Source organism: Bradyrhizobium sp. AZCC 1721 (assembly GCF_036924715.1).
Taxonomy (GTDB): Bacteria; Pseudomonadota; Alphaproteobacteria; order Rhizobiales; family Xanthobacteraceae; genus Bradyrhizobium.
In genome coordinates, this window is record NZ_JAZHSB010000001.1 from 2,963,347 (window position 1) to 2,982,559 (window position 19,213).

Consider the following 19,213-nt stretch of genomic DNA (forward strand, 5'->3'; position numbering starts at 1 on the left):
GCGTCAAATACAGATATAAGAGAGCAAACGGGCGACTTCGGGCGGGTTAAGATGGCAAAGTTCGACGTCGATCTGTTCGTCGTCGGTGGTGGTTCGGGCGGCGTTCGCGCCGCCCGCATCGCTGCCGGCCATGGCGCAAAGGTCATGGTTGCCGAAGAATACCGGATGGGCGGCACCTGCGTGATCCGCGGCTGCGTGCCGAAAAAGCTGTTCGTGCTCGGCTCGCATGTCCGCCACGAGATCGAGGACGCAAAAGGCTTCGGCTGGACCATTCCCGAATTCTCCTTTGATTGGCCGACGCTGGTCGCCAACAAGGATAAGGAGATCGCCCGCCTCGAAGGCATCTACGCCGCCAATGTCGAGAAATCAGGCGCGAGCATCGTCAAGACGCGCGCGGTGCTGGAAGACGCCCACACGCTGCGCCTGTTGACCGGCGAAACGGTCACCGCAAAATACATCCTGATCGCGACCGGCGGCGCGCCCAACCATGGGCGGGAGATCCCCGGAATCGAGCACGTGATTTCCTCCAACGAGGCGTTTCACCTCACGGAATTGCCGAAGCGCATCGTGATCCAGGGCGGCGGATATATCGCGCTGGAATTCGCCGGCATCTTTGCCGGCTTCGGCTCCGACGTGACCGTGATCTATCGCGGCGACAATATTCTGCGCGGTTTCGATGAGGACGTCCGCAAGCACGTGCGCGCCGAGATGGAGAAGCAGGGGATTACGATCATCACCGGCTGTACCATCGATAAAGTGGACAAGCACGGCAACGAATACACCACGCATCTGTCCAGCGGTTCGAGCATCGCCTCGGAGAAGGTGATGTTCGCGATCGGCCGGCACCCGAACGTCGCCAATCTCGGGCTCGAAAAGGCCGGAGTCGTCATCAATCCCGCCAATGGCGGCATTGCCGTCGATGAGTGGTCGAAGACGTCGGTCGACAACATCTATGCGATCGGCGACGTCACCCATCGCCTCAATCTGACGCCGGTTGCGATCCGAGAGGGCCATGCCTTCGCCGACACCGTGTTCGGCAAGCGGCCGGTAGCAGTCGACCACGCCACCATTCCGACGGCGGTGTTCTCGCAGCCCGAGGTCGGCACCGTCGGCCTGACCGAAGCGCAGGCCCGTGCGCAAGTAAGCCATGTCGACATCTACAAGGCCGATTTCCGCCCGATCAAGGCGACGATGTCCGGCCGCGACACCCGCGTGCTGATGAAGCTCGTGGTCGACGGCACGACGGACCGCGTGCTGGGCTGTCACATCGTCGGCGACACCGCCGCCGAGATCGTCCAGGCGGTCGCCATCGCCGTGAAGATGAAGGCCACCAAGGCCGATTTCGACGCGACGATTGCGCTGCACCCGACGGCGGCCGAGGAACTGGTGACCATGCGGACGCCGACGGCACGGTATGTGCGGCAGGCGGCGGAGTAAAATCCGTAGGATGGGGTGGAGCGAAGCGATACCCATCGCCTTTCGTGAAGCGCTATAGATGGGTATTAATTCGCTCCTCCATCCAACTCGCTGGCAATTGACCTAGGTTAGAGTCCTGTGTCGCGCGAGCCCGAAATTTTTGCCGTAACGAGTCGGCTCGCAGCGGACATGGCATCGCTTCATCCGCAGCATCGGGCGGCACTCGAAGGCGCGCTGATCCGTCCACGTACAGCCGGCGTGAGTGACTGCCCCGGAGAATTCGTTGTTGTGGTGGCGGTTCTCGACGACAAGCTGCTTTATTGGTCGGACGTCGAGGAGGGGTGGGAGCTCGAGGTGCCCGATGCTCGCGGCAACATTGCCTCTCGCGGTTGCAACCAGTTTGAACTCCGGCATGTGCTCTATCAGGTTTTCGGCGACCCCGATGCGTCCTAGAGGCGGCCGAGTAGGCGTGCCAAGGGCTACCGATGGCTGCGGCACTCTGATAACGGTGCAGGCAACCATTCAATATTCAATAGCGGAGCTATCTCCATGATCGAATCAATCGGTATCGTAGGCGCGGGCACCATGGGTAACGGCATTGCTCAGGTTTGTGCCGCAGCCGGTCTTCCCGTCGTTATGACCGACATCTCCGATGCCGCCCTCACGCGCGGCATGTCGGTCGTCGCCAACAGCCTGGAGCGCCTCGTCAACAAGCAGAAGATGACTGACGCCGACCGGCAGGCGGCGCTGGCGCGCATTACGACGACCACGGACACGGCGAAGTTTTCCACCTGCGATCTCGTGATCGAGGCGGCGACCGAGAATGAGGACCTGAAGATGAAAATCCTGAAGGACCTCTGTCCAAAACTGCGGCCACAGGCGCTGCTCGCCACCAACACATCGTCGATCTCGATCACGAAACTCGCGGCGGCGACCGACCGGCCGGACCGCTTCATCGGCATGCACTTCTTCAATCCGGTGCCGCTGATGGCGCTGTTGGAATTGATCCGGGGCTTGCAAACCTCCGACGATACCCATGCCAAGGCGGAAGCCTTTGCAAAGCGGATCGGCAAGGTCTCGATCACGGCAAAGAACAGCCCGGGTTTTGCGGTCAACCGCATCCTCTGCCCGATGATCAACGAGGCGATCTTTGCGCTGCAGGAGGGACTGGCGACCGCGGAAGACCTCGACGCCGGCATGAAGCTCGGCTGCAATCACCCGATCGGCCCGCTGGCGCTCGCCGACATGATCGGCCTCGACACCATGCTGTCGGTGATGGAGGTGTTCTACCAGGGCTTCAACGATCCGAAATACCGCCCCGCGCCGCTCTTGAAGGAAATGGTCGCCGCCGGTCATCTCGGCCGCAAGACCGGGCAGGGGTTTTATAGTTACGGGAAGTAGGGGAGCGACAGCATCTAGGATGGGTATCGCTTCCGCCTTCGCTGGCGACCTACGGCGGACAAGTCGCTCCACCGATCCTACGAAGTCATTTCGGATTCGGATCGGCAAGACCCCTCGCCGGATTCTCGAATTTGCCTTCACGCGCCAGCCTCACCGCATTTCCCAGCGCGCGTGCCGCGTTGCGCACCTCCTCCTGAAATTCCCGGTCCTCGTCGAGTGCCTGGTGCGAGGTGGCGTAGGGCTCCATGTAGCCGATGTAGCCCTCGGCTTCGGCGGTGCGGCCAGCCGAGATTAACGACATGTCGGTTAGCCAGTCTGAAAGCGAGCGGCGCAGCGTCTCCGTGCCCGCGCTGTCACCGTGCACGACGAGGCCGAAATGCCGGCCGGCCAGATGGCGCGGATAGGACCATCCCTTCAGTTCGAGCGCCTTGGCCTGGTCGGCATGCTTGCCGTGCGTCGAGGTCGGATCGGGATTGCCGCCATCGGCGCAGACCAGGCGATCCATCATCGCCTTCAGCGGCGTCGGCGCGTGATACCAGTTCACCGGCGCCACGATCAGGATGCCGTGCGCGGCCACCCAGAGCGGATAGATTTCGTTCATCCAGTCGTCGGTCTGGCCGAGCGAATAGTTCGGATAGCAACTGCAGGGCCAGTGGCAGAGCGGCATCGCGGTGGCGACGCAGGATTTGCAGGGATGAATCTGCCGTCCATATTCCGACGTTAGCCGCGACAGATCCAGAATGTCGACCGCAAATCCCATTTCGACCAGCACCGGCTCGGCGAGCTTGACCAGCCGCCACGTCTTGGACGCCTCGCCGGGGCAGGTATGCTCGCTTCGCGCCGAGCCGTTGATGACGAGGATGCGCGGCTGCGCTGCAGCATCGTCGTGGCGCCGCTGCGCTTCGAGAATAGCCTCGCGTGCGGCCAGCCAGTCCACCGCGATTTCGTACTCGGGATCGACGAAGCCCGCGCCCGCCTTGCGCGTCAGCGGGGCTTTGCGGGAATGACTATAGGCGTCCCATGCCGCCGCGACGACGGCGTCGAGCTCGCGATGCAGCGGCTGGAAGACCGGATCGACAAAGCGGCCGCGATAGCGCCTCTCGAATTCCTCGCGCGGCAATTTGACGGGCGGCATTTCCTTGCGAACGTCCGGCGCCGCCATGGATCGATCCTTTCGCGCGATGATGGCTGCCGTGTCAACGTTGGAGCCGGAGCGGCGGTTCCGGGGGCTGGCCGGAGATCTAGTCCGGACGCCACATGTCGAACAGTTCCGCGGCGCTGACCAGCTCGATCTGCTCGTTGAACCGCGTCCGGTACATGGTCATCAGCGCATCATGGCCGGTGTCCGAGGAACTACACAGCGCATCCTGCACGATGACGACGCGAAAGCCGAGATCGACCGCGCCGAGCACCGTAGCAAGCACGCAGACATCGGTCTCCGCGCCTGACACCACCACTGTGCCGACATGCCGCTCGACCAGCAGATGACCGAGCCGCGATCCGAAGAACGCCGAATAGGCGGGCTTGTCGACGACCAGAGCCGGCGGTGAATATCGTGCTAGCGCCGGCACGATGTCGAGCGCGCCGGGCGCGAGATCGCTGCGCGTCGCGCGCTGCCATTTGGTGAAGTAGACGCGCCACTGGCCGCGACGGTCTTCCGGCCGCTCGGGTGTAATGAAGCGCGTGAATACCGTCCGCTCCCGATATCGTGCGGCGATTTGCGCGATCACCGGCAATACCTTTTCCATCCATGGCGTTTCCCATACGCCGCCCCTGGCGAAGATGTTCTGCATGTCGATGCACAGATGTGCGGCGTCGCGAAATCCTTCCATGAGTGGCCTCTCGCCTCATTGAGAAGGCTAATTCGGAAAATGGGAGCTGGTTTCAACAGCTGGCCGGGAACGTCCGGCCGTGCCAGGTGCGCGTAACGTCGCGACCGAGGCTCGGCGGCCGAGAGTGAACGGAACTCCCGCCTTTGTGCCACGTTGCATTCATGGTTGATGATGCGTGGATGGAAAGGCCATGGCTTACTTTTCCAGAGGACAGGACGCGATCGAGCGGAGCGGCAAGATCCTGGCGGATGTCGTATGTGCGCTGCTCCTGTTGGGCTTCGCAATTGCGTATTTCGGCTGGCTAGGCGGCGCGGTTGCGTTTCTCATCGTCGAAGGCGGGCTGCTGGCGGTCGAATACGTCTTGCCCGGCGACGACGGTGACGCGGCCGCCGTTGTGAGGTGAACGCGGACCGCCAGGCGAACCATATGCGTGGTCTCACTGCCCGATGGTCAACCTCGCGCAGAGAAGGGACTGTTCATGCCCGTGAAGGTCGATGCCGACGATCTGACAGCAACGGTGCGCTACGCGTTGGAGACCACACGCGCCACGGCAGCATGCCCTTTCCATTGGGATGTGATTGTTCGCGTCGGCGATGACGCCGCCGAGAGCCATGCTTTCGAGCGCGCAAGAAAAATTGTCAGGAGCGATGGCACCCATTGGCCGGTGCAAGCTGTCAGGAGCGAGTTCGCGCGTCAGCTTGGCGAGGCCGCGGACGGCCAATGTCCCCGGTGCGCGGGCTGATCGCAAGTTACGCGCGGACCTCCGCCTGGATCCATTCCGCGGCCCCGCGCCACAGCGTGTCGCGATGCTCGGGCCGGAAAAATCCCATATGCCCGATCTTGCTCACGCCAGTATCCGCAGGCCTCACCGTGATGATCTCAGGCGCAGTCGAGGTAAATCCCGAACACAACAATTCGACCGCCGGCGGCGTTGCCCAGGGATCGTCGGACATGCAGAGGGCACGCAACGCGCCCTGGTATTTCGGGAAATTCTGCACGGCTTCGAGCCTGGCATCGTCGAACAGATAGCGCGGGCTCATCACCCAGCCGACCCATTGCAAAAATGCATCCTTCGGCAGATCCATGCCGAGGCCGGCCTTGCCGGGCATGTAGCCGAGCGCGCGGGTCAACGGAGCGCCGACAAAATTGAGCAGGGCATAGACGCGGTAGCGCTCCGGCGCCGTCATCAGTTTCCAGTAGCCGGCTTGTGCGGCGATCAGGAGTGCACGCGAAATCTCCGAATTGTTCGGCAACAGGCCGAGCGCCTGGCCGCCGAACGAATGCCCGACATAGGCGAAGGGCAGCGCCTTGTAACGCTCCCGCATCCAGGCGACCGCCGCGGTGATGTCCTGGGCTGCCCAGTCCGACATCGAGGCCTTGAAGCCGACCAGCGATTTCGGCCTGATGGAGCCGGTTAGCGCCTGCGGCCTCGAGTCGCCGGTGCCGCGATAGTCGTAGGTCAGAACCGCGCAGCCGCGGTGGGCGAGGTAACTGGCAAAGCCCCGGTAGAGCTTGCGGGGAACGGCGGTCGCTGAATTGACCAGGACCGCATGGCGTTTGGCCCCGCGGGGCAGAAACAGCGTCGCGGCAAGGGGATATCCATCCGTCGCGGGCATCGTGATGTCGTCGCTAAATATGTCGTCCAGCCCCGGCTCGGCCACCGTGTTCTCCTGCCAGCTTTGCGAGCGGCCATAACAAATGCGAATTCGGATTTCGCCGCAAGAGCTTGTCAGGACTACCGGAAATCTAACTGGCGGTCGGCCCGCGGCCTGTGTATAACCCGGCCTTCGTAACCTTCGACCCGGCTCAGCCGCGAGGCTTCGCCTTGGTCTTCCCGACTTTGGTCGCGCCGAAGTTTTAACGAAGGCGGATAAGTTGCGGTTTTTGCTCAGGAGTTAACGTCATGTCCGAGCGGTGGACGCCCGATAGCTGGCGCACCAAGCCGGTGCTGCAGGTCCCCGATTATCCCGATGCCAAGGCATTGGCCGACGTCGAGGCGCAGCTCGCGACGTTTCCGCCGCTGGTGTTCGCCGGCGAGGCCCGTAACCTGAGGAAGGCGCTCGCCCGCGTCGCGGCCGGCGAGGCCTTCCTGCTGCAGGGCGGCGATTGCGCTGAGAGCTTTGCCGAGCACGGCGCCAACAACATCCGCGACTTCTTCCGCGTGCTGCTGCAGATGGCCGTGGTCCTGACCTATGCCGGCGCGCTGCCGGTAGTGAAGGTCGGCCGCATCGCCGGGCAGTTCGCAAAGCCGCGCTCGTCGAACATGGAAAAGGTTGGCGGCGTCGAGCTACCGAGCTACCGCGGCGACATCATCAACGATATCGCCTTCACCCCGGAAGCGCGCATCCCCGATCCGCAGCGCCAGTTGATGGCGTACCGGCAGTCGGCGGCGACGCTGAACCTGCTCCGCGCATTCGCGACCGGCGGCTTCGCCAATCTCGGCAGCGTGCACCAGTGGATGCTGGGCTTCCTCAACGACTCCCCGCAGTCACGCCGGTACAAGGAACTGGCGGATCGAATTTCCGACGCGCTGAACTTTATGCGCGCCTGTGGGCTGGATCTCGAAAGCCATCCCGAACTGCGCGCCACCGATTTCTACACGAGCCACGAGGCGCTGCTGCTCGGCTACGAGCAGGCGCTGACCCGGGTGGATTCCACCACCGGCGACTGGTACGCGACGTCAGGCCACATGATCTGGATCGGCGACCGCACCCGCCAGCTCGACCACGGCCATGTCGAATATTTCCGCGGCATCAAGAACCCGATCGGCCTGAAATGCGGCCCCTCGCTGAAGCCGGATGAGTTGCTCAAGCTGATCGACATCCTCAATCCCGACAACGAGCCGGGACGGCTGACGCTGATCAACCGTTTCGGCTCCGACAAGGTCGGCGATCATCTCGCGCCGCTGATCCGCGCCGTGCAGCGGGAAGGGCGGGTTGTGGTCTGGTCTTGCGATCCCATGCACGGCAACACCATTACCTCGACATCAGGCTACAAGACCCGTCCGTTTGACCGGGTGCTCTCGGAGGTGAAGTCGTTCTTCGCGATCCACGCCGCCGAAGGCACCCATGCCGGCGGCGTGCATCTGGAGATGACCGGACAGGACGTCACCGAATGCATCGGCGGCGCGCGCGCCATCACCGACGAGGACCTCAACGACCGCTACCACACGGTCTGCGATCCCCGCCTCAACGCCGAACAGTCGATCGATATGGCTTTCCTGATTGCCGAACTGCTGAAGCAGGAACGCGCCGGGAAAGCTCAGCCGATGCCGGCCGCAGCGGGACTTTGATTTGCTGCGACTCTGGCGGGCCACGATCAACACGCGTAACGGCCTCGCTTTTGCGATCCGCTCGGAGCAGGCCGTCCGCGAGGAACTGTTCGCATTGGCGCTGTCGGTACCGCTGGCCTGGCTGATCGGTGCGACCACGATGCGCCGCGTGGAACTGGTCGCGGCCGTCGCCTTTGTCCTGGTGGTCGAGCTGCTCAACACCGCGATCGAAAAGCTCGCCGACCGCCTGACCACCGATCACGATCCGAAGATCGGGCAGGTCAAGGATATGGGGTCGGCGGCGGTCGGCGTGGCGCTGTTGATGGCCGGCCTGTTCTGGCTGTTCGCCCTCGCGGAACGCATGGGCGCTATTTAGATATGCGGTTCTGATCAGGATCAGAACTGCATATCTAAGTTTTTGTTTTGACGCGTTTTCTTCGCGCGAACCGGTATCCCCTTCGCTCGACAACGCTATCAAAGCGAGCAATTGCAGTTTGCTCTTGTGCAAGGCACCATCGCTCCCATGACCGACACCTTTACGATCACGCTGGCGCAGTTGAACCCGACGGTCGGCGACGTGCCAGGCAATGCCGCCAAGGCCCGCGCGGCGCGCGACAAGGCTGCGGCCGATGGCGCCGACCTCCTGCTGCTGCCCGAATTGTTCATCTGCGGTTATCCGCCGGAAGACCTGGTACTGAAGCCAGCCTTTCAGGCCGCCTGCCGCGCCGCGGTCGAAGAGCTGGCGCGCGAAACCGCGGGCGGGGGACCGGCTGTTCTAATCGGCACGCCGTGGGTCGAGGACGGCAAGCTCTATAACGCCTGCGCGCTGCTCGATCAGGGCCGCATCGCCGCGTTGCGCTTCAAGGCGAACCTGCCGAACTACGGCGTGTTCGATGAAAAGCGGCTGTTCGCGCGCGGTCCGGCCGCCGGGCCGGTGACGGTCCGCGGCATCCGCGTCGGCGTCCCCATCTGCGAGGACATCTGGCTCGAAGAGTCCGAGGAATACGAGAACGTCGTCGAGTGCCTCGCCGAGACCGGCGCGGAAATTCTCGTGGTGCCTAACGGCTCGCCCTACGCGCGCGACAAGAACGACCTCCGGCTGTCGATTGCGGTCGCCCGCGTCACCGAGAGCGGGCTGCCGCTGGTCTATCTCAATCAGATCGGCGGGCAGGACGAACTGGTGTTCGATGGCGCGTCGTTCGCGCTCAACGCCGATCTGTCGGTGGCGGCGCAACTGCCCGCGTTCGAAGAAAGCATCACCACGCTGCGCTGGACCAAGGGCGCCGACGGCTGGCGCTGCTCGGGCCCCGTAATGCCCCTGCTCGAGGGCGACAAGGGCGATTACGCCGCCTGCGTGCTGGGCCTGCGCGACTACGTCCGCAAGAACGGCTTTCCGGGCGTTTTGCTCGGCATCTCCGGCGGCATCGATTCCGCGCTGTGCGCGGCCATCGCTGTCGATGCGCTCGGCGCCGATCAGGTCCGCGGCGTGATGCTGCCGTTCCGCTTCACCGCGCAGGTGTCGCTCGACGATGCCGCGAAACTCGCCAAAGCACTCGGCATCCGCTACGAGGTGCTGCCGATTGCCGATGCGGTGAACGGTTTCGAGAAAATCCTCTCCGGACCATTTGCCGGGCTGCCGCGCGATATCACCGAAGAGAATTTGCAGGCGCGCACCCGCGGCACGCTCTTGATGGCGATTTCCAACAAGACCGGCGCGATGGTGGTGACGACAGGCAACAAGTCGGAAATGTCGGTCGGTTACGCCACGCTCTATGGCGACATGAACGGCGGCTTCAATCCGATCAAGGACATCTACAAGACCGAAGTGTTCCGGCTATCGAGTCTGCGCAACGAGTGGAAGCCGGACGGCGCGCTCGGGCCGTCGGGCGAGGTGATCCCGGTCAACATCATCACGCGCCCGCCGACGGCGGAGCTGCGCGAGAACCAGACCGACCAGGATTCACTGCCGCCCTACGAGATGCTGGACGGCATACTGGAGCGTCTGGTCGAGCGCGAGGAGCCGCTGGCCACGATCATCGCGGCCGGTTTCCCGGCTGATATGGTGACGCGGATCGATCGCCTGCTCAACATCGCCGAATACAAGCGGCGGCAGGCTGCGCCCGGCGTCAAGGTGACCGAAAAGAACTTTGGCCGCGACCGCCGCTATCCCATCACCAACCGCTTCCGCGACAACGGCAAGGCGCTGCCCGCGCCCGACGAAAAGCTGGTCGCCCGCGCCGGCCGCGCCTCGGCGGATGCATTCGAAGGGTAGGGCGTTTCGCCTACTGCTTCGGCGGGATGAAGGTCGGGCCGACGGTGCGGATCGGCTTGTCCTTGTCGTTGGTCGGGGCCGCCGTGTCAGCCGGAGCCGTCGCCGGTGCAGGCGCGGCGGCGGTGGTGCCTGCGGGCGCGGCACCCTTCTTGGGCGGCGGCGCGCCTTTCGACTGCCCGCGCTGCTGCATCCGCCTCGCACTTTCCTCGGTGACGATGATGTCGCCCTGCTGTTCGACCGCCGCCCTGTCATCGACGGACTTCAGCGCTTCGGACCAGGTCTGGCCCGCAGGCTTGCACGAGCAGGATGCGTTGAACTCGGTGCGGAATTTGAACGCGTTGGGCAGCGATGAATATGGCTGGCCGTTGATCGAGACCGCCTGGTTGATGTCTTCGCCGGGATTGCGGTAGGCGAACAGGTTCGCCTCCGCCGCCGGGCACAGCGCTTTGCAGGTCCGCTCATCGTCCTGGAATCGGGCCTGCACGGTGGCGAACGAGACCGGGAAATAGGCGCCGTCGCAGGTGCGGACGCAGACGGTACGGTAGGTGCCGGATGGCGCGCCGAGATCGGCGCTCGGCGGCGGCAGCGTGTTGTTGTTGTTGCCGAACAGGCTGTCGATGAAGTTGCCGGGGCCGCGCGCGGCAGCGGCATATTGCGGGCCGCAATTGTTCTGCGCGAGCGCCACCAGCACCGAGCGGCGCTGGTTTTCGCGGTCAGCGCCGCCGATGCCGCCGCTGCGCAGGCGCTCCAGGCTGGTGGTGATCTGGTCGAGATTGGCGCGCATCTGCTGAATCTGGTTGTTCACCGGGCCGCACTGGGCGGAACGACCGTTGAACAGCGAGAAGAAGCCCGAGCTGTCGCAGCCCATGCGCTTGGCTTGCAGCGTGACCCGGTCGAACTCGGCCTGCTGCTTGGACTCGGCTTCCTGATAGCGGCGGATCTGTTCATCCTTGGCGGGGTCACCGGTGCCCGCGCCGCGGTCGATCGTCGCCAATTGTCCTTCGAGCCGGATGCAGATCGGATTGGCCTGCGCGCCCTGTTGGGGCGGGGCATCCTGGTTCATCTGCGCCATGGCGTCTTGGTTCGTCTGCGCCAAAGCGGGTGCGTCCGGGGCGGCGATGCCGAGCAGGATGGCGCAGGTCAAAATTCGAAGGGAGAGGGAAGCGTTGCGAATTTTCAGCATATCCGGCCATTGAGAGCTGATCCGCGCGGCTCAAAAAGCCTGATGACGCGGCCAAGGCGGCGTTCTGCGGCCAAGGCCGCATCCAATAGCTGCTTCTCGGGGCAGCGTCACGTCGTTTCCGGGGCGCGGGTGTGGCAAACCGGCCCTTAAAATCGCAGGATTAGGTCTGTTTAGCGCTGGCAGGTAATGGCGACGTATTCGCCGCACGCCGGGCCTGAGCACTTGTTGCCGCCGCCGATCGGAACCGCGCTGGTGACCTCGTCGGGCTCGACGCGACGATAGGCGGTGGCCTGCGCAAATTCCCGTGACTGACAATAGGAGCGGGCGGCGTGGGCGCCACATTTGTCGCCTCTGGCGAGGCACTCGTCCACGCCGTAACCATCGGCCTGGTTGGCCACGATGAAGACGCGGCTGTCGGCGGCAGCGGCCGAGGCGGCGAGCAGGAAGGCACAGACAATGAGTGCGGAGTAAAGTCGCATGGATGGCACCGGCGGCGGGAAGAGACCGCCCTCAGAAATAGGCCCAAAGTGTTAATAATGATTAACCATGAGGGCCGAGGGCGGCTGCGAATGGCGGGGTTCGGCGGCCTGATCGCCCCCAAATCGGGCACAAGCAAGGCCTTGACGCCGTGCTTGCGATACCGCAATGGTTGGAACCATGAACGGTCTCCTCGCCATCTGCGCCATTTGCCGCGAGATTATTAGCTAGCGATTCGCTGGCTGAGGCCGTCTTTTCTCAAAAATGAGATCACTGGACGCCCGGCCGCAAGGGATGGGTACGCCATGGAATTGCGTCTCTACGATACGTTGACCAAGGAGAAGCGGCCGTTCGTGCCGCTCGATCCGAAGAACGTCCGCATGTATGTCTGCGGACCAACCGTCTATGACTTTGCCCATATCGGCAACGCGCGTCCGGTCATCGTGTTCGATGTCCTGTTCCGCCTGCTGCGCCATCTCTACGGCGAGGCGCACGTCAAATATGTCCGCAACATCACCGACGTCGATGACAAGATCAACGACCGCGCCGCGCGGGATTTTCCGGGCCTGCCGCTGAACGAGGCGATCCGCAAGGTCACCGAACTTACGGAAAAGCAGTTTCACGAGGATGTCGATGCCCTCGGGTCTCTGCGCCCGACGGTCGAGCCGCGCGCGACCGAGCACATTGCTGAGATGCGCGCGATCATCGAGAGACTCGTCGCCGGCGGCTTTGCCTACGTCGCCGAAGACCACGTGCTGTTTTCGCCGCAGGCGATGAACGCCGCGAATGCGGTGCTGCCGCGCTACGGCGCGCTCGCCAACCGCTCGCTCGACGAGATGATCGCTGGCGCCCGTGTCGACGTCGCGCCCTACAAGCGCGACAATACCGATTTCGTGCTGTGGAAGCCGGCAAAGCCAGGCGAGCCGTCATGGCCGTCGCCGTCGGGGATTGCGACGCCGGGCCGTCCGGGTTGGCACATCGAATGCTCGGCAATGGCCTGGACGCATCTCGGCGAGCAGTTCGACATTCATGGTGGCGGTATCGATCTGGTGTTCCCGCACCATGAGAACGAACTCGCCCAAAGCTGCTGCGCGTTTCACGCCAATCGCATGGCGAACACCTGGATGCACAACGGCTTCCTACAGGTCGAAAGCGAGAAGATGTCGAAATCGCTCGGCAACTTCATCACGATCAGGGAACTGCTGGCGGATTGGCCGGGCGAAGTGCTGCGTCTCAATATGCTGAAGACGCATTATCGCTCCCCAATCGACTGGACCGTAGCTGGTTTAAGAGAATCGCAAACTGTGCTCGATCGTTGGCGAAGGACGGTTTCAGACAATGGGGTCAGTTCCGACGATGTGGACGGAGATTTTTGCGCTGCTCTCAAGGATGATTTGAATACGTCCAAGGCAATAGCTCGGTTACACGAACTCCACGCGATGATAAAAGGCCCTTCGTCTGGATTGGCGCAGATAGAGCTACAGAGAAAACTCAAAGCTTCGGCTAACTTGATTGGACTAATCGAAGCTCCTTTCAAGGATTGGCATCGCCAGTTGCTAGCTAAGCAAACGAAATTTGATCTGACCTGGGACGAGACCTTAGAGCCGTTCATAGAGACCAAAATCTATGAGCGGACTGCTGCTCGCGCTCGAAAGGATTTCAAGGAGTCTGACCGCATCCGCGACGAACTCGCCGCTATGGGAATCGTGCTGAAGGACGGCAAGGATGCCGACGGCAACCCAATAACAACTTGGGAGATTGCGCGATGACCCGTCCCGATACGCCGTTCCCAAAACATTGGCGCTACTACATCTTCATCAAATGGGCGCTGATCGTTGCCGCGGTCCTGCTGGTCCTGAGATTGTTCGGAGTGCTTTGACGCGATGGGACAGGCATTGCCAAAACCCGGCTTGCGGCCGTTTTTGCCGGCGGATGTTCCAATGCTGGCGGCGATCTTCGTTGCCGCCATCGAGGGGCTGACCGGCGACGATTATAGCGAGGCGCAGCAGGAAGCCTGGGCACAGGCGGCCGACGACGAAGACGCGTTCGGCAAGAAGCTCGCCGGGCAGTTGACGCTGATCGCGACCATCCAGAACGCGCCGGTCGGCTTCGCCTCGCTGAGGGGCGCTGACCATATCGATATGCTCTACGTGCATCCGAGCGTAGCCGGGCAGGGCGTGGCCTCGATGCTGGTCGATGCGCTGGAAAAACTGGCGGGCGCGCGCGGCGCGAAAACCCTGACGGTCGATGCCAGCGATACGGCCGAGCCGTTGTTCAGAAAGCGCGGCTATACCGCCAAGCAGCGCAATACCGTCTCGCTCAACGGCGAATGGCTCGCCAACACCACGATGCAGAAGACGCTGGCGACAAGCGCCGCGCCGGGAGCGCCGACATGAGCCGCGAACGCCTCTATCTGTTCGACACCACGCTGCGCGACGGCGCGCAGACCAACGGCGTGGATTTCACGCTGCACGACAAGCAGATCATCGCGCAGATGCTCGATGAACTCGGCATCGACTACGTTGAAGGCGGTTATCCCGGCGCCAATCCGACCGACACCGAATTCTTCGCCGAAAAGCCGCAACTCGAACATGCCAAATTCACCGCGTTCGGCATGACGCGCCGTCCCGGCCGTTCCGCCTCGAACGATCCGGGGCTGGCCGCGCTGATCGAGGCCAAGGCCGATGCGATCTGCTTCGTCGCAAAGTCCTCGGCCTATCAGGTGCGGGTGGCGCTCGAGACCACCAACGAGGAAAACCTCGCCTCGATCTGCGACAGCGTGGCTGCTGCGAAGGCCGCCGGGCGCGAGGTGATGGTCGACTGCGAGCACTTCTTCGACGGCTACAAGGAGAATGCCGATTTCGCGCTCGCCTGCGCCAAGGCAGCCTATGATTCCGGGGCGCGCTGGGTGGTGCTGTGCGATACCAATGGCGGCACCATGCCGCACGAGATCGAGACCATCGTCGGCGCTGTCACCAAGCACATCCCGGGCAGCCATGTCGGCATCCACGCCCATAACGACACCGAGCAGGCGGTGGCCAATTCGTTGGCCGCGGTGCGCGCGGGTGCGCGGCAGATCCAGGGCACGCTGAACGGGCTCGGCGAACGCTGCGGCAATGCCAACCTCTGCTCGCTGATCCCAACGCTGCGGCTGAAGAACGAGTTCTCCGACGCGTTGGAAATCGGCGTCACGGACGAGAAGATGGCGACGCTGATGAAGGTGTCGCGCACGTTGGATGACATGCTCAACCGCGCCCCGAACCGCCACGCGGCATATGTCGGCGAAAGCGCCTTCGTGACCAAGGCCGGCATCCACGCCTCTGCGATGATGAAGGATCCGCACAGTTATGAGCACGTTTTGCCGGAAGCGGTCGGTAACCATCGCAAGGTGCTGGTGTCCGACCAAGCCGGCCGCTCGAACGTCATGGCCGAACTCGACCGCGCCGGCATCGCCTATGACAAGAGCGATCCGAAGCTGGCGCGCCTGGTCGATGAACTGAAGGAGCGGGAAGCGGCCGGCTATGCCTATGAGTCCGCCGATGCTTCGTTCGATCTGCTGGCGCGGCGCACGCTCGGCCGGGTGCCGGAATATTTCAAGGTCGAGCAGTTCGACGTCAATGTCGAGCAGCGCTACAATGCCAACGGCCAGCGCGTCACGGTGGCGCTCGCGGTGGTGAAGGTCGATGTCGCCGGTGAACGCCTGATCTCGGCGGCGGAAGGCAACGGCCCCGTCAACGCGCTCGATGTCGCCTTGCGCAAGGATCTCGGCAAGTACCAGAAGTACATCGAGGGGCTGAAGCTGATCGACTACCGCGTGCGTATCCTCAATGGCGGCACGGAAGCGGTGACGCGAGTTTTGATCGAGAGCGAGGATGAAAACGGCGATAGCTGGATCACAGTCGGCGTCTCGCCCAATATCATCGACGCCTCATTCCAGGCGCTGATGGATTCGGTGGTCTACAAGCTGGTGAAGTCAGGCGCGCCGGCGTGAGGTGCGCGATGACGGTGTAACCGCCGTCATTGCGAGGAGCGCAGCGACGAAGCAATCCATCCCGCCGCGAAGAAAGTATGGATTGCTTCGCTTGCGCTCGCAATGACGGGGAGAGAGCAGGAGCCATTCCATGATCGATCATATCTCCGTCGGCGTCAGCGACCTCGAACGTTCAGCGCGCTTCTATGAAGCAACCCTCGCAGCCCTCGGCCTCTCACGGCTCGTCACCCGTCCCGCAACCATCGGCTTCGGCAAAACCTACCCCGAATTCTGGATCAACCTGCGCGCCGGCATGGCGTCGGTCGCGCCCGAAAGCGGCACCCATATTTGCCTTCGCGCGAAAACAACTGCCGATGTCGATGCGTTTCACGCAGAAGCGCTGAAGTCCGGCGGCCGTTCCGACGGCGCGCCGGGCATTCGGCCGCATGATCGCGTCAAATATTACGCCGCCTTTGCCATCGACCCCGATGGCAACCGCATCGAAGCGGTAACGTTTCCGAGCGAGTGAGCCGAGGAGGCCTAAAGCCTCCGCGCCACTTCCGGCGCAAGCTTCTTTGTCGCCGCCGGCGTACGGGCGGCGTGGGCACTCAGGCGCGGCAGGATGTCTTCCACGCGGTCGGCTATCAGCACGTCAATTGGGAACGCCGGGCGGATAAATTCGGTCGCGCGCATATGCGCGAGCAGCGAGAGCAGCGGTTCCCAGAAGCCGTCGATGTTGGCGAGCAGCACCGGCTTGGAGTGGCGGCCTAGTTGCTGCCAGGTCATCTGCTCGACCAGTTCTTCCAGCGTGCCGATGCCGCCGGGCAGCGCCACGAAGGCGTCCGAGCGTTCGAACATCAGCCGTTTGCGCTCGTGCATGTCAGGCGTGACGATCATCTCCTGGACACGCGACAGCGCAAGTTCACGCGATTTCAAAAAATCCGGGATGATGCCGGTGACGAGGCCGCCATGATCCAGGGTGGACTTGGCGATCTCGCCCATCAGCCCGACCGATCCGCCGCCATAGACGAGGCGGATACTGTTCTCGGCAAAAGTTTTTCCCAGGGCTTGGGCAGCTTCGACAAAACGGGGATTGGAGCCGGCGCCGGAGCCGCAATAGACACAGACAGTTTTGATTTGATCCATGGAGACCATGTGGCACTGCACCCAGAAAACCTCAAGTCTGATTGATTTCGCTGATGCAGCAGAAATAGGCCCGAAATCAAACCAAACGGGGGAAAGATTTATCTTTCAAGGCTGTACGGGAGAGTTAAACGCTTTATATGACGGGCCTATGCAGATCATCAGAAACCATCTGACGGCGGTCGGTGCGCCATCTTGCGTTGGGCGCGACAGCGATGGCTGATTCTGATTCGCACACCGATATCGCCCAACTGCCGGCCGACAACGCTCCCGAAAAGGCGACCCTGATCGGGACGCTGGTTCACCTGTGGCCCTATATCTGGCCCGGCGACCGCGCGGACCTGAAAATGCGCGTCATCTGGTCGATGGTGCTGTTGCTCGCGGCGAAGCTCGCGACGCTGACGGTGCCGTTCACCTTCAAATGGGCGATCGATGCGCTCAACGGCATGGGCACGGCACCGGTCGAGGCCTCGAACTGGATGCTGTGGCTGATCGCCTCGCCACTGCTAATGACCGCGAGCTACGGCGCGGTGCGGGTGCTTATGGCGGTGCTGACGCAGTTTCGCGACGGCATCTTCGCCCGCGTCGCCATGCATGCGGTACGCAAACTCGCCTACATCACCTTCGTTCACATGCACGAATTGTCGCTGCGCTTTCATCTGGAGCGCAAGACCGGCGGCCTGACGCGCGTCCTGGAGCGCGGCCGCACCGGCATCGAGGTGATCGTGCGGATGGTGATCCTGCAGCTCATCCCGACCATCGTCGAGGTCTCGCTCTTGATGGCGGTGCTGCTGTGGCAGTTCGACTGGCGCTATGTGCTGGTCACCGCGATCACGGTCGTGATCTACATGTACTACACCTACATCGCGACCGAATGGCGGATCGAAATCCGCCGCAAGATGAACGATTCCGACACCGAAGCGAACACCAAGGCGATCGACTCGCTGCTCAACTACGAGACGGTGAAGTATTTCAGCGCCGAGACGCGCGAAGCCGAACGCTACGACCGTTCGATGGAGCGCTACGAGCATAACAGCGTCAAGACCTATACCTCGCTCGCGGTGCTCAACACCGGGCAGGCGGTCATCTTCACCATCGGCCTCACCGCGACCATGCTGATGTGCGCGCTGGGCGTGCGCAACGGCACCAACACGGTCGGCGATTTCGTCATGGTCAACGCCATGATGATCCAGCTCTACCAGCCCCTGAACTTCATGGGCATGGTCTATCGCGAGATCAAGCAGGCGATCATCGACATCGAGAAGATGTTCAACGTGCTGTCGCGCAATCCGGAGATCAAGGACATCGAGGGCGCCGCGCCGCTCGTGGTCAGCGCCGGCAATGTGCGCTTCGAGGACGTGCGCTTTGCCTATGATCCGGAGCGGTTGATCCTCAAAGGCCTCAGCTTCGAGGTGCCCGCCGGCAAGACGGTCGCGATCGTCGGTCCCTCAGGCGCCGGCAAGTCGACGATTTCACGGCTGCTGTTCCGCCTCTACGACGTCTCCAGCGGCAAAATCCTGATCGACGGCCAGGATATCAGAAACGTCACGCAGGCGAGCCTGCGCGCCTCGATCGGCATGGTTCCGCAGGATACCGTGCTGTTCAACGACACCATCCGCTACAACATCCGCTACGGCCGCTGGGACGCCGGCGATACCGAGGTGGAAGAGGCGGCGCAACTGGCGCAGATCGACAGCTTCATTCGCAACTCGCCCAAGGGTTACGAAACCCAGGTCGGCGAACGCGGCCTGAAACTGTCGGGCGGCGAGAAGCAGCGCGTGGCGATCGCGCGCACGGTGTTGAAGGCGCCGCCGATCCTTGTCCTTGATGAGGCCACTTCCGCGCTCGACAGCCACACCGAGCACGAAATCCAGGAAGCGCTGGAGCGCGTCTCGCGCGGCCGCACCTCGCTGGTGATTGCCCACCGGCTGTCGACGATCGTTGGCGCCGATGAAATTATCGTGCTGGATCAAGGGCGCATCGCCGAGCGCGGCACCCATGTCGGGCTTTTGGCAGCCGGCGGGCTTTATGCCAGCATGTGGAATAGGCAGCGCGAAGCCGAGGCGGCGCGGGAGAAGCTCGCGCAGATCGACGACGGCAACGAAGCGCCGAACCGCGCCCCGCCGCCGGTCGATGATCCGCTCAATGAGCCGGCCGGCGATCAGCCAAAATCCAAAGATCCCTTGGCAACCGCCGCGGAATAATCCAAATACGCCGCTACTTCCAAAGGCAGGAAGCTGGCCAGACA

The 19,213-nt window shown here is 62.9% G+C and carries 19 protein-coding genes; 13 read left to right on the top strand and 6 right to left on the bottom strand.

Annotated features, from left to right (window positions below):
* Positions 1 to 51 precede the first annotated feature (51 nt).
* The 3 genes from gor (at position 52) to V1273_RS13975 (ending at position 2,817) form a co-directional block, all read left to right on the top strand.
* Positions 52 to 1,437, top strand: coding sequence for a glutathione-disulfide reductase (gene gor, locus V1273_RS13965; RefSeq protein WP_334409966.1), 1,386 nt, complete (start codon positions 52 to 54; stop codon positions 1,435 to 1,437).
* 168 nt (positions 1,438 to 1,605) lie between these two features.
* Positions 1,606 to 1,869, top strand: coding sequence for a hypothetical protein (locus V1273_RS13970; protein WP_334409967.1), 264 nt, complete (start codon positions 1,606 to 1,608; stop codon positions 1,867 to 1,869).
* 96 nt (positions 1,870 to 1,965) lie between these two features.
* Positions 1,966 to 2,817 (top strand): 3-hydroxybutyryl-CoA dehydrogenase, encoded by an 852-nt coding sequence (locus V1273_RS13975; protein WP_334409969.1) that lies wholly within the window; start codon positions 1,966 to 1,968, stop codon positions 2,815 to 2,817.
* Between the two features lie 85 nt (positions 2,818 to 2,902).
* Here the strand turns inward: V1273_RS13975 and V1273_RS13980 are convergent, their stop codons facing one another.
* On the bottom strand, positions 2,903 to 3,979 hold the full coding sequence (locus V1273_RS13980; protein WP_334409970.1) for a flavodoxin family protein: 1,077 nt from the start codon (positions 3,977 to 3,979) through the stop codon (positions 2,903 to 2,905).
* A gap of 79 nt (positions 3,980 to 4,058) precedes the next feature.
* On the bottom strand, positions 4,059 to 4,649 hold the full coding sequence (locus V1273_RS13985; protein ID WP_334409971.1) for a cysteine hydrolase family protein: 591 nt from the start codon (positions 4,647 to 4,649) through the stop codon (positions 4,059 to 4,061).
* Positions 4,650 to 4,839: 190 nt separating this feature from the next.
* On the opposite strand from V1273_RS13985, the gene V1273_RS13990 reads away from it, so the two are divergent.
* Complete coding sequence (locus tag V1273_RS13990; RefSeq protein WP_065745295.1) at positions 4,840 to 5,052, top strand: hypothetical protein; 213 nt, start codon at positions 4,840 to 4,842, stop codon at positions 5,050 to 5,052.
* 75 nt (positions 5,053 to 5,127) lie between these two features.
* Positions 5,128 to 5,391, top strand: coding sequence for a hypothetical protein (locus V1273_RS13995; protein ID WP_334368192.1), 264 nt, complete (start codon positions 5,128 to 5,130; stop codon positions 5,389 to 5,391).
* 7 nt (positions 5,392 to 5,398) lie between these two features.
* Here V1273_RS13995 and V1273_RS14000 read toward each other — a convergent pair whose 3' ends face one another.
* Entirely contained in the window at positions 5,399 to 6,265 is an 867-nt protein-coding gene (locus V1273_RS14000) for an alpha/beta hydrolase family protein (protein ID WP_334412211.1), read from the bottom strand.
* A gap of 287 nt (positions 6,266 to 6,552) precedes the next feature.
* Between V1273_RS14000 and V1273_RS14005 the strand changes: the two genes are divergently transcribed.
* From V1273_RS14005 to V1273_RS14015, 3 genes are all read left to right on the top strand, one after another.
* Positions 6,553 to 7,941, top strand: a complete 1,389-nt coding sequence (locus V1273_RS14005; protein ID WP_334409974.1) for a class II 3-deoxy-7-phosphoheptulonate synthase — start codon at positions 6,553 to 6,555, stop codon at positions 7,939 to 7,941.
* A gap of 1 nt (position 7,942) precedes the next feature.
* Entirely contained in the window at positions 7,943 to 8,296 is a 354-nt protein-coding gene (locus V1273_RS14010) for a diacylglycerol kinase (protein ID WP_334368194.1), read from the top strand.
* A 147-nt stretch (positions 8,297 to 8,443) separates the two neighbouring features.
* Entirely contained in the window at positions 8,444 to 10,192 is a 1,749-nt protein-coding gene (locus V1273_RS14015; protein ID WP_334409975.1) for an NAD+ synthase, read from the top strand.
* A 10-nt stretch (positions 10,193 to 10,202) separates the two neighbouring features.
* On the opposite strand, the gene V1273_RS14020 is transcribed toward V1273_RS14015, so the two are convergent.
* Positions 10,203 to 11,375: a DUF2865 domain-containing protein gene (locus V1273_RS14020; RefSeq protein ID WP_334409976.1), complete on the bottom strand. Its 1,173-nt coding sequence runs from the start codon at positions 11,373 to 11,375 to the stop codon at positions 10,203 to 10,205.
* 170 nt (positions 11,376 to 11,545) lie between these two features.
* Complete coding sequence (locus V1273_RS14025; RefSeq protein ID WP_334409977.1) at positions 11,546 to 11,854, bottom strand: hypothetical protein; 309 nt, start codon at positions 11,852 to 11,854, stop codon at positions 11,546 to 11,548.
* A gap of 303 nt (positions 11,855 to 12,157) precedes the next feature.
* On the opposite strand from V1273_RS14025, the gene cysS reads away from it, so the two are divergent.
* The 4 genes from cysS (at position 12,158) to V1273_RS14045 (ending at position 16,351) form a co-directional block, all read left to right on the top strand.
* Positions 12,158 to 13,621: a cysteine--tRNA ligase gene (gene cysS / locus V1273_RS14030; RefSeq protein ID WP_334409978.1), complete on the top strand. Its 1,464-nt coding sequence runs from the start codon at positions 12,158 to 12,160 to the stop codon at positions 13,619 to 13,621.
* Between the two features lie 114 nt (positions 13,622 to 13,735).
* Complete coding sequence (locus V1273_RS14035; RefSeq protein ID WP_334409979.1) at positions 13,736 to 14,248, top strand: GNAT family N-acetyltransferase; 513 nt, start codon at positions 13,736 to 13,738, stop codon at positions 14,246 to 14,248.
* Complete coding sequence (gene cimA, locus V1273_RS14040) at positions 14,245 to 15,843, top strand: citramalate synthase (RefSeq protein WP_334409980.1); 1,599 nt, start codon at positions 14,245 to 14,247, stop codon at positions 15,841 to 15,843. The genes V1273_RS14035 and cimA overlap by 4 nt, the downstream gene beginning before the upstream one ends.
* A 130-nt stretch (positions 15,844 to 15,973) precedes the next feature.
* Positions 15,974 to 16,351, top strand: a complete 378-nt coding sequence (locus V1273_RS14045; RefSeq protein ID WP_334409981.1) for a VOC family protein — start codon at positions 15,974 to 15,976, stop codon at positions 16,349 to 16,351.
* A gap of 11 nt (positions 16,352 to 16,362) precedes the next feature.
* On the opposite strand, the gene V1273_RS14050 is transcribed toward V1273_RS14045, so the two are convergent.
* A complete protein-coding gene (locus V1273_RS14050; RefSeq protein ID WP_334368202.1) occupies positions 16,363 to 16,968 on the bottom strand; it encodes a TIGR00730 family Rossman fold protein in 606 nt (201 codons plus the stop codon).
* Between the two features lie 212 nt (positions 16,969 to 17,180).
* Between V1273_RS14050 and V1273_RS14055 the strand changes: the two genes are divergently transcribed.
* Positions 17,181 to 19,169, top strand: coding sequence for an ABCB family ABC transporter ATP-binding protein/permease (locus V1273_RS14055; protein WP_334409983.1), 1,989 nt, complete (start codon positions 17,181 to 17,183; stop codon positions 19,167 to 19,169).
* Positions 19,170 to 19,213 lie beyond the last annotated feature (44 nt).

Excerpts from the sequence above, each read along its gene's own strand:
- gor (WP_334409966.1), top strand. The coding sequence starts at position 52 with ATGGCAAAGTTCGACGTCGATCTGTTCGTCGTCGGTGGTGGTTCGGGC.
- V1273_RS13970 (WP_334409967.1), top strand. The coding sequence starts at position 1,606 with ATGGCATCGCTTCATCCGCAGCATCGGGCGGCACTCGAAGGCGCGCTG.
- V1273_RS13975 (WP_334409969.1), top strand. The coding sequence starts at position 1,966 with ATGATCGAATCAATCGGTATCGTAGGCGCGGGCACCATGGGTAACGGC.
- V1273_RS13980 (WP_334409970.1), bottom strand. The coding sequence starts at position 3,979 with ATGGCGGCGCCGGACGTTCGCAAGGAAATGCCGCCCGTCAAATTGCCG.
- V1273_RS13985 (WP_334409971.1), bottom strand. The coding sequence starts at position 4,649 with ATGGAAGGATTTCGCGACGCCGCACATCTGTGCATCGACATGCAGAAC.
- V1273_RS13990 (WP_065745295.1), top strand. The coding sequence starts at position 4,840 with ATGGCTTACTTTTCCAGAGGACAGGACGCGATCGAGCGGAGCGGCAAG.
- V1273_RS13995 (WP_334368192.1), top strand. The coding sequence starts at position 5,128 with ATGCCCGTGAAGGTCGATGCCGACGATCTGACAGCAACGGTGCGCTAC.
- V1273_RS14000 (WP_334412211.1), bottom strand. The coding sequence starts at position 6,265 with ATGCCCGCGACGGATGGATATCCCCTTGCCGCGACGCTGTTTCTGCCC.
- V1273_RS14005 (WP_334409974.1), top strand. The coding sequence starts at position 6,553 with ATGTCCGAGCGGTGGACGCCCGATAGCTGGCGCACCAAGCCGGTGCTG.
- V1273_RS14015 (WP_334409975.1), top strand. The coding sequence starts at position 8,444 with ATGACCGACACCTTTACGATCACGCTGGCGCAGTTGAACCCGACGGTC.
- V1273_RS14020 (WP_334409976.1), bottom strand. The coding sequence starts at position 11,375 with ATGCTGAAAATTCGCAACGCTTCCCTCTCCCTTCGAATTTTGACCTGC.
- V1273_RS14025 (WP_334409977.1), bottom strand. The coding sequence starts at position 11,854 with ATGCGACTTTACTCCGCACTCATTGTCTGTGCCTTCCTGCTCGCCGCC.
- cysS (WP_334409978.1), top strand. The coding sequence starts at position 12,158 with ATGGAATTGCGTCTCTACGATACGTTGACCAAGGAGAAGCGGCCGTTC.
- V1273_RS14035 (WP_334409979.1), top strand. The coding sequence starts at position 13,736 with ATGGGACAGGCATTGCCAAAACCCGGCTTGCGGCCGTTTTTGCCGGCG.
- cimA (WP_334409980.1), top strand. The coding sequence starts at position 14,245 with ATGAGCCGCGAACGCCTCTATCTGTTCGACACCACGCTGCGCGACGGC.
- V1273_RS14045 (WP_334409981.1), top strand. The coding sequence starts at position 15,974 with ATGATCGATCATATCTCCGTCGGCGTCAGCGACCTCGAACGTTCAGCG.
- V1273_RS14050 (WP_334368202.1), bottom strand. The coding sequence starts at position 16,968 with ATGGATCAAATCAAAACTGTCTGTGTCTATTGCGGCTCCGGCGCCGGC.
- V1273_RS14055 (WP_334409983.1), top strand. The coding sequence starts at position 17,181 with ATGGCTGATTCTGATTCGCACACCGATATCGCCCAACTGCCGGCCGAC.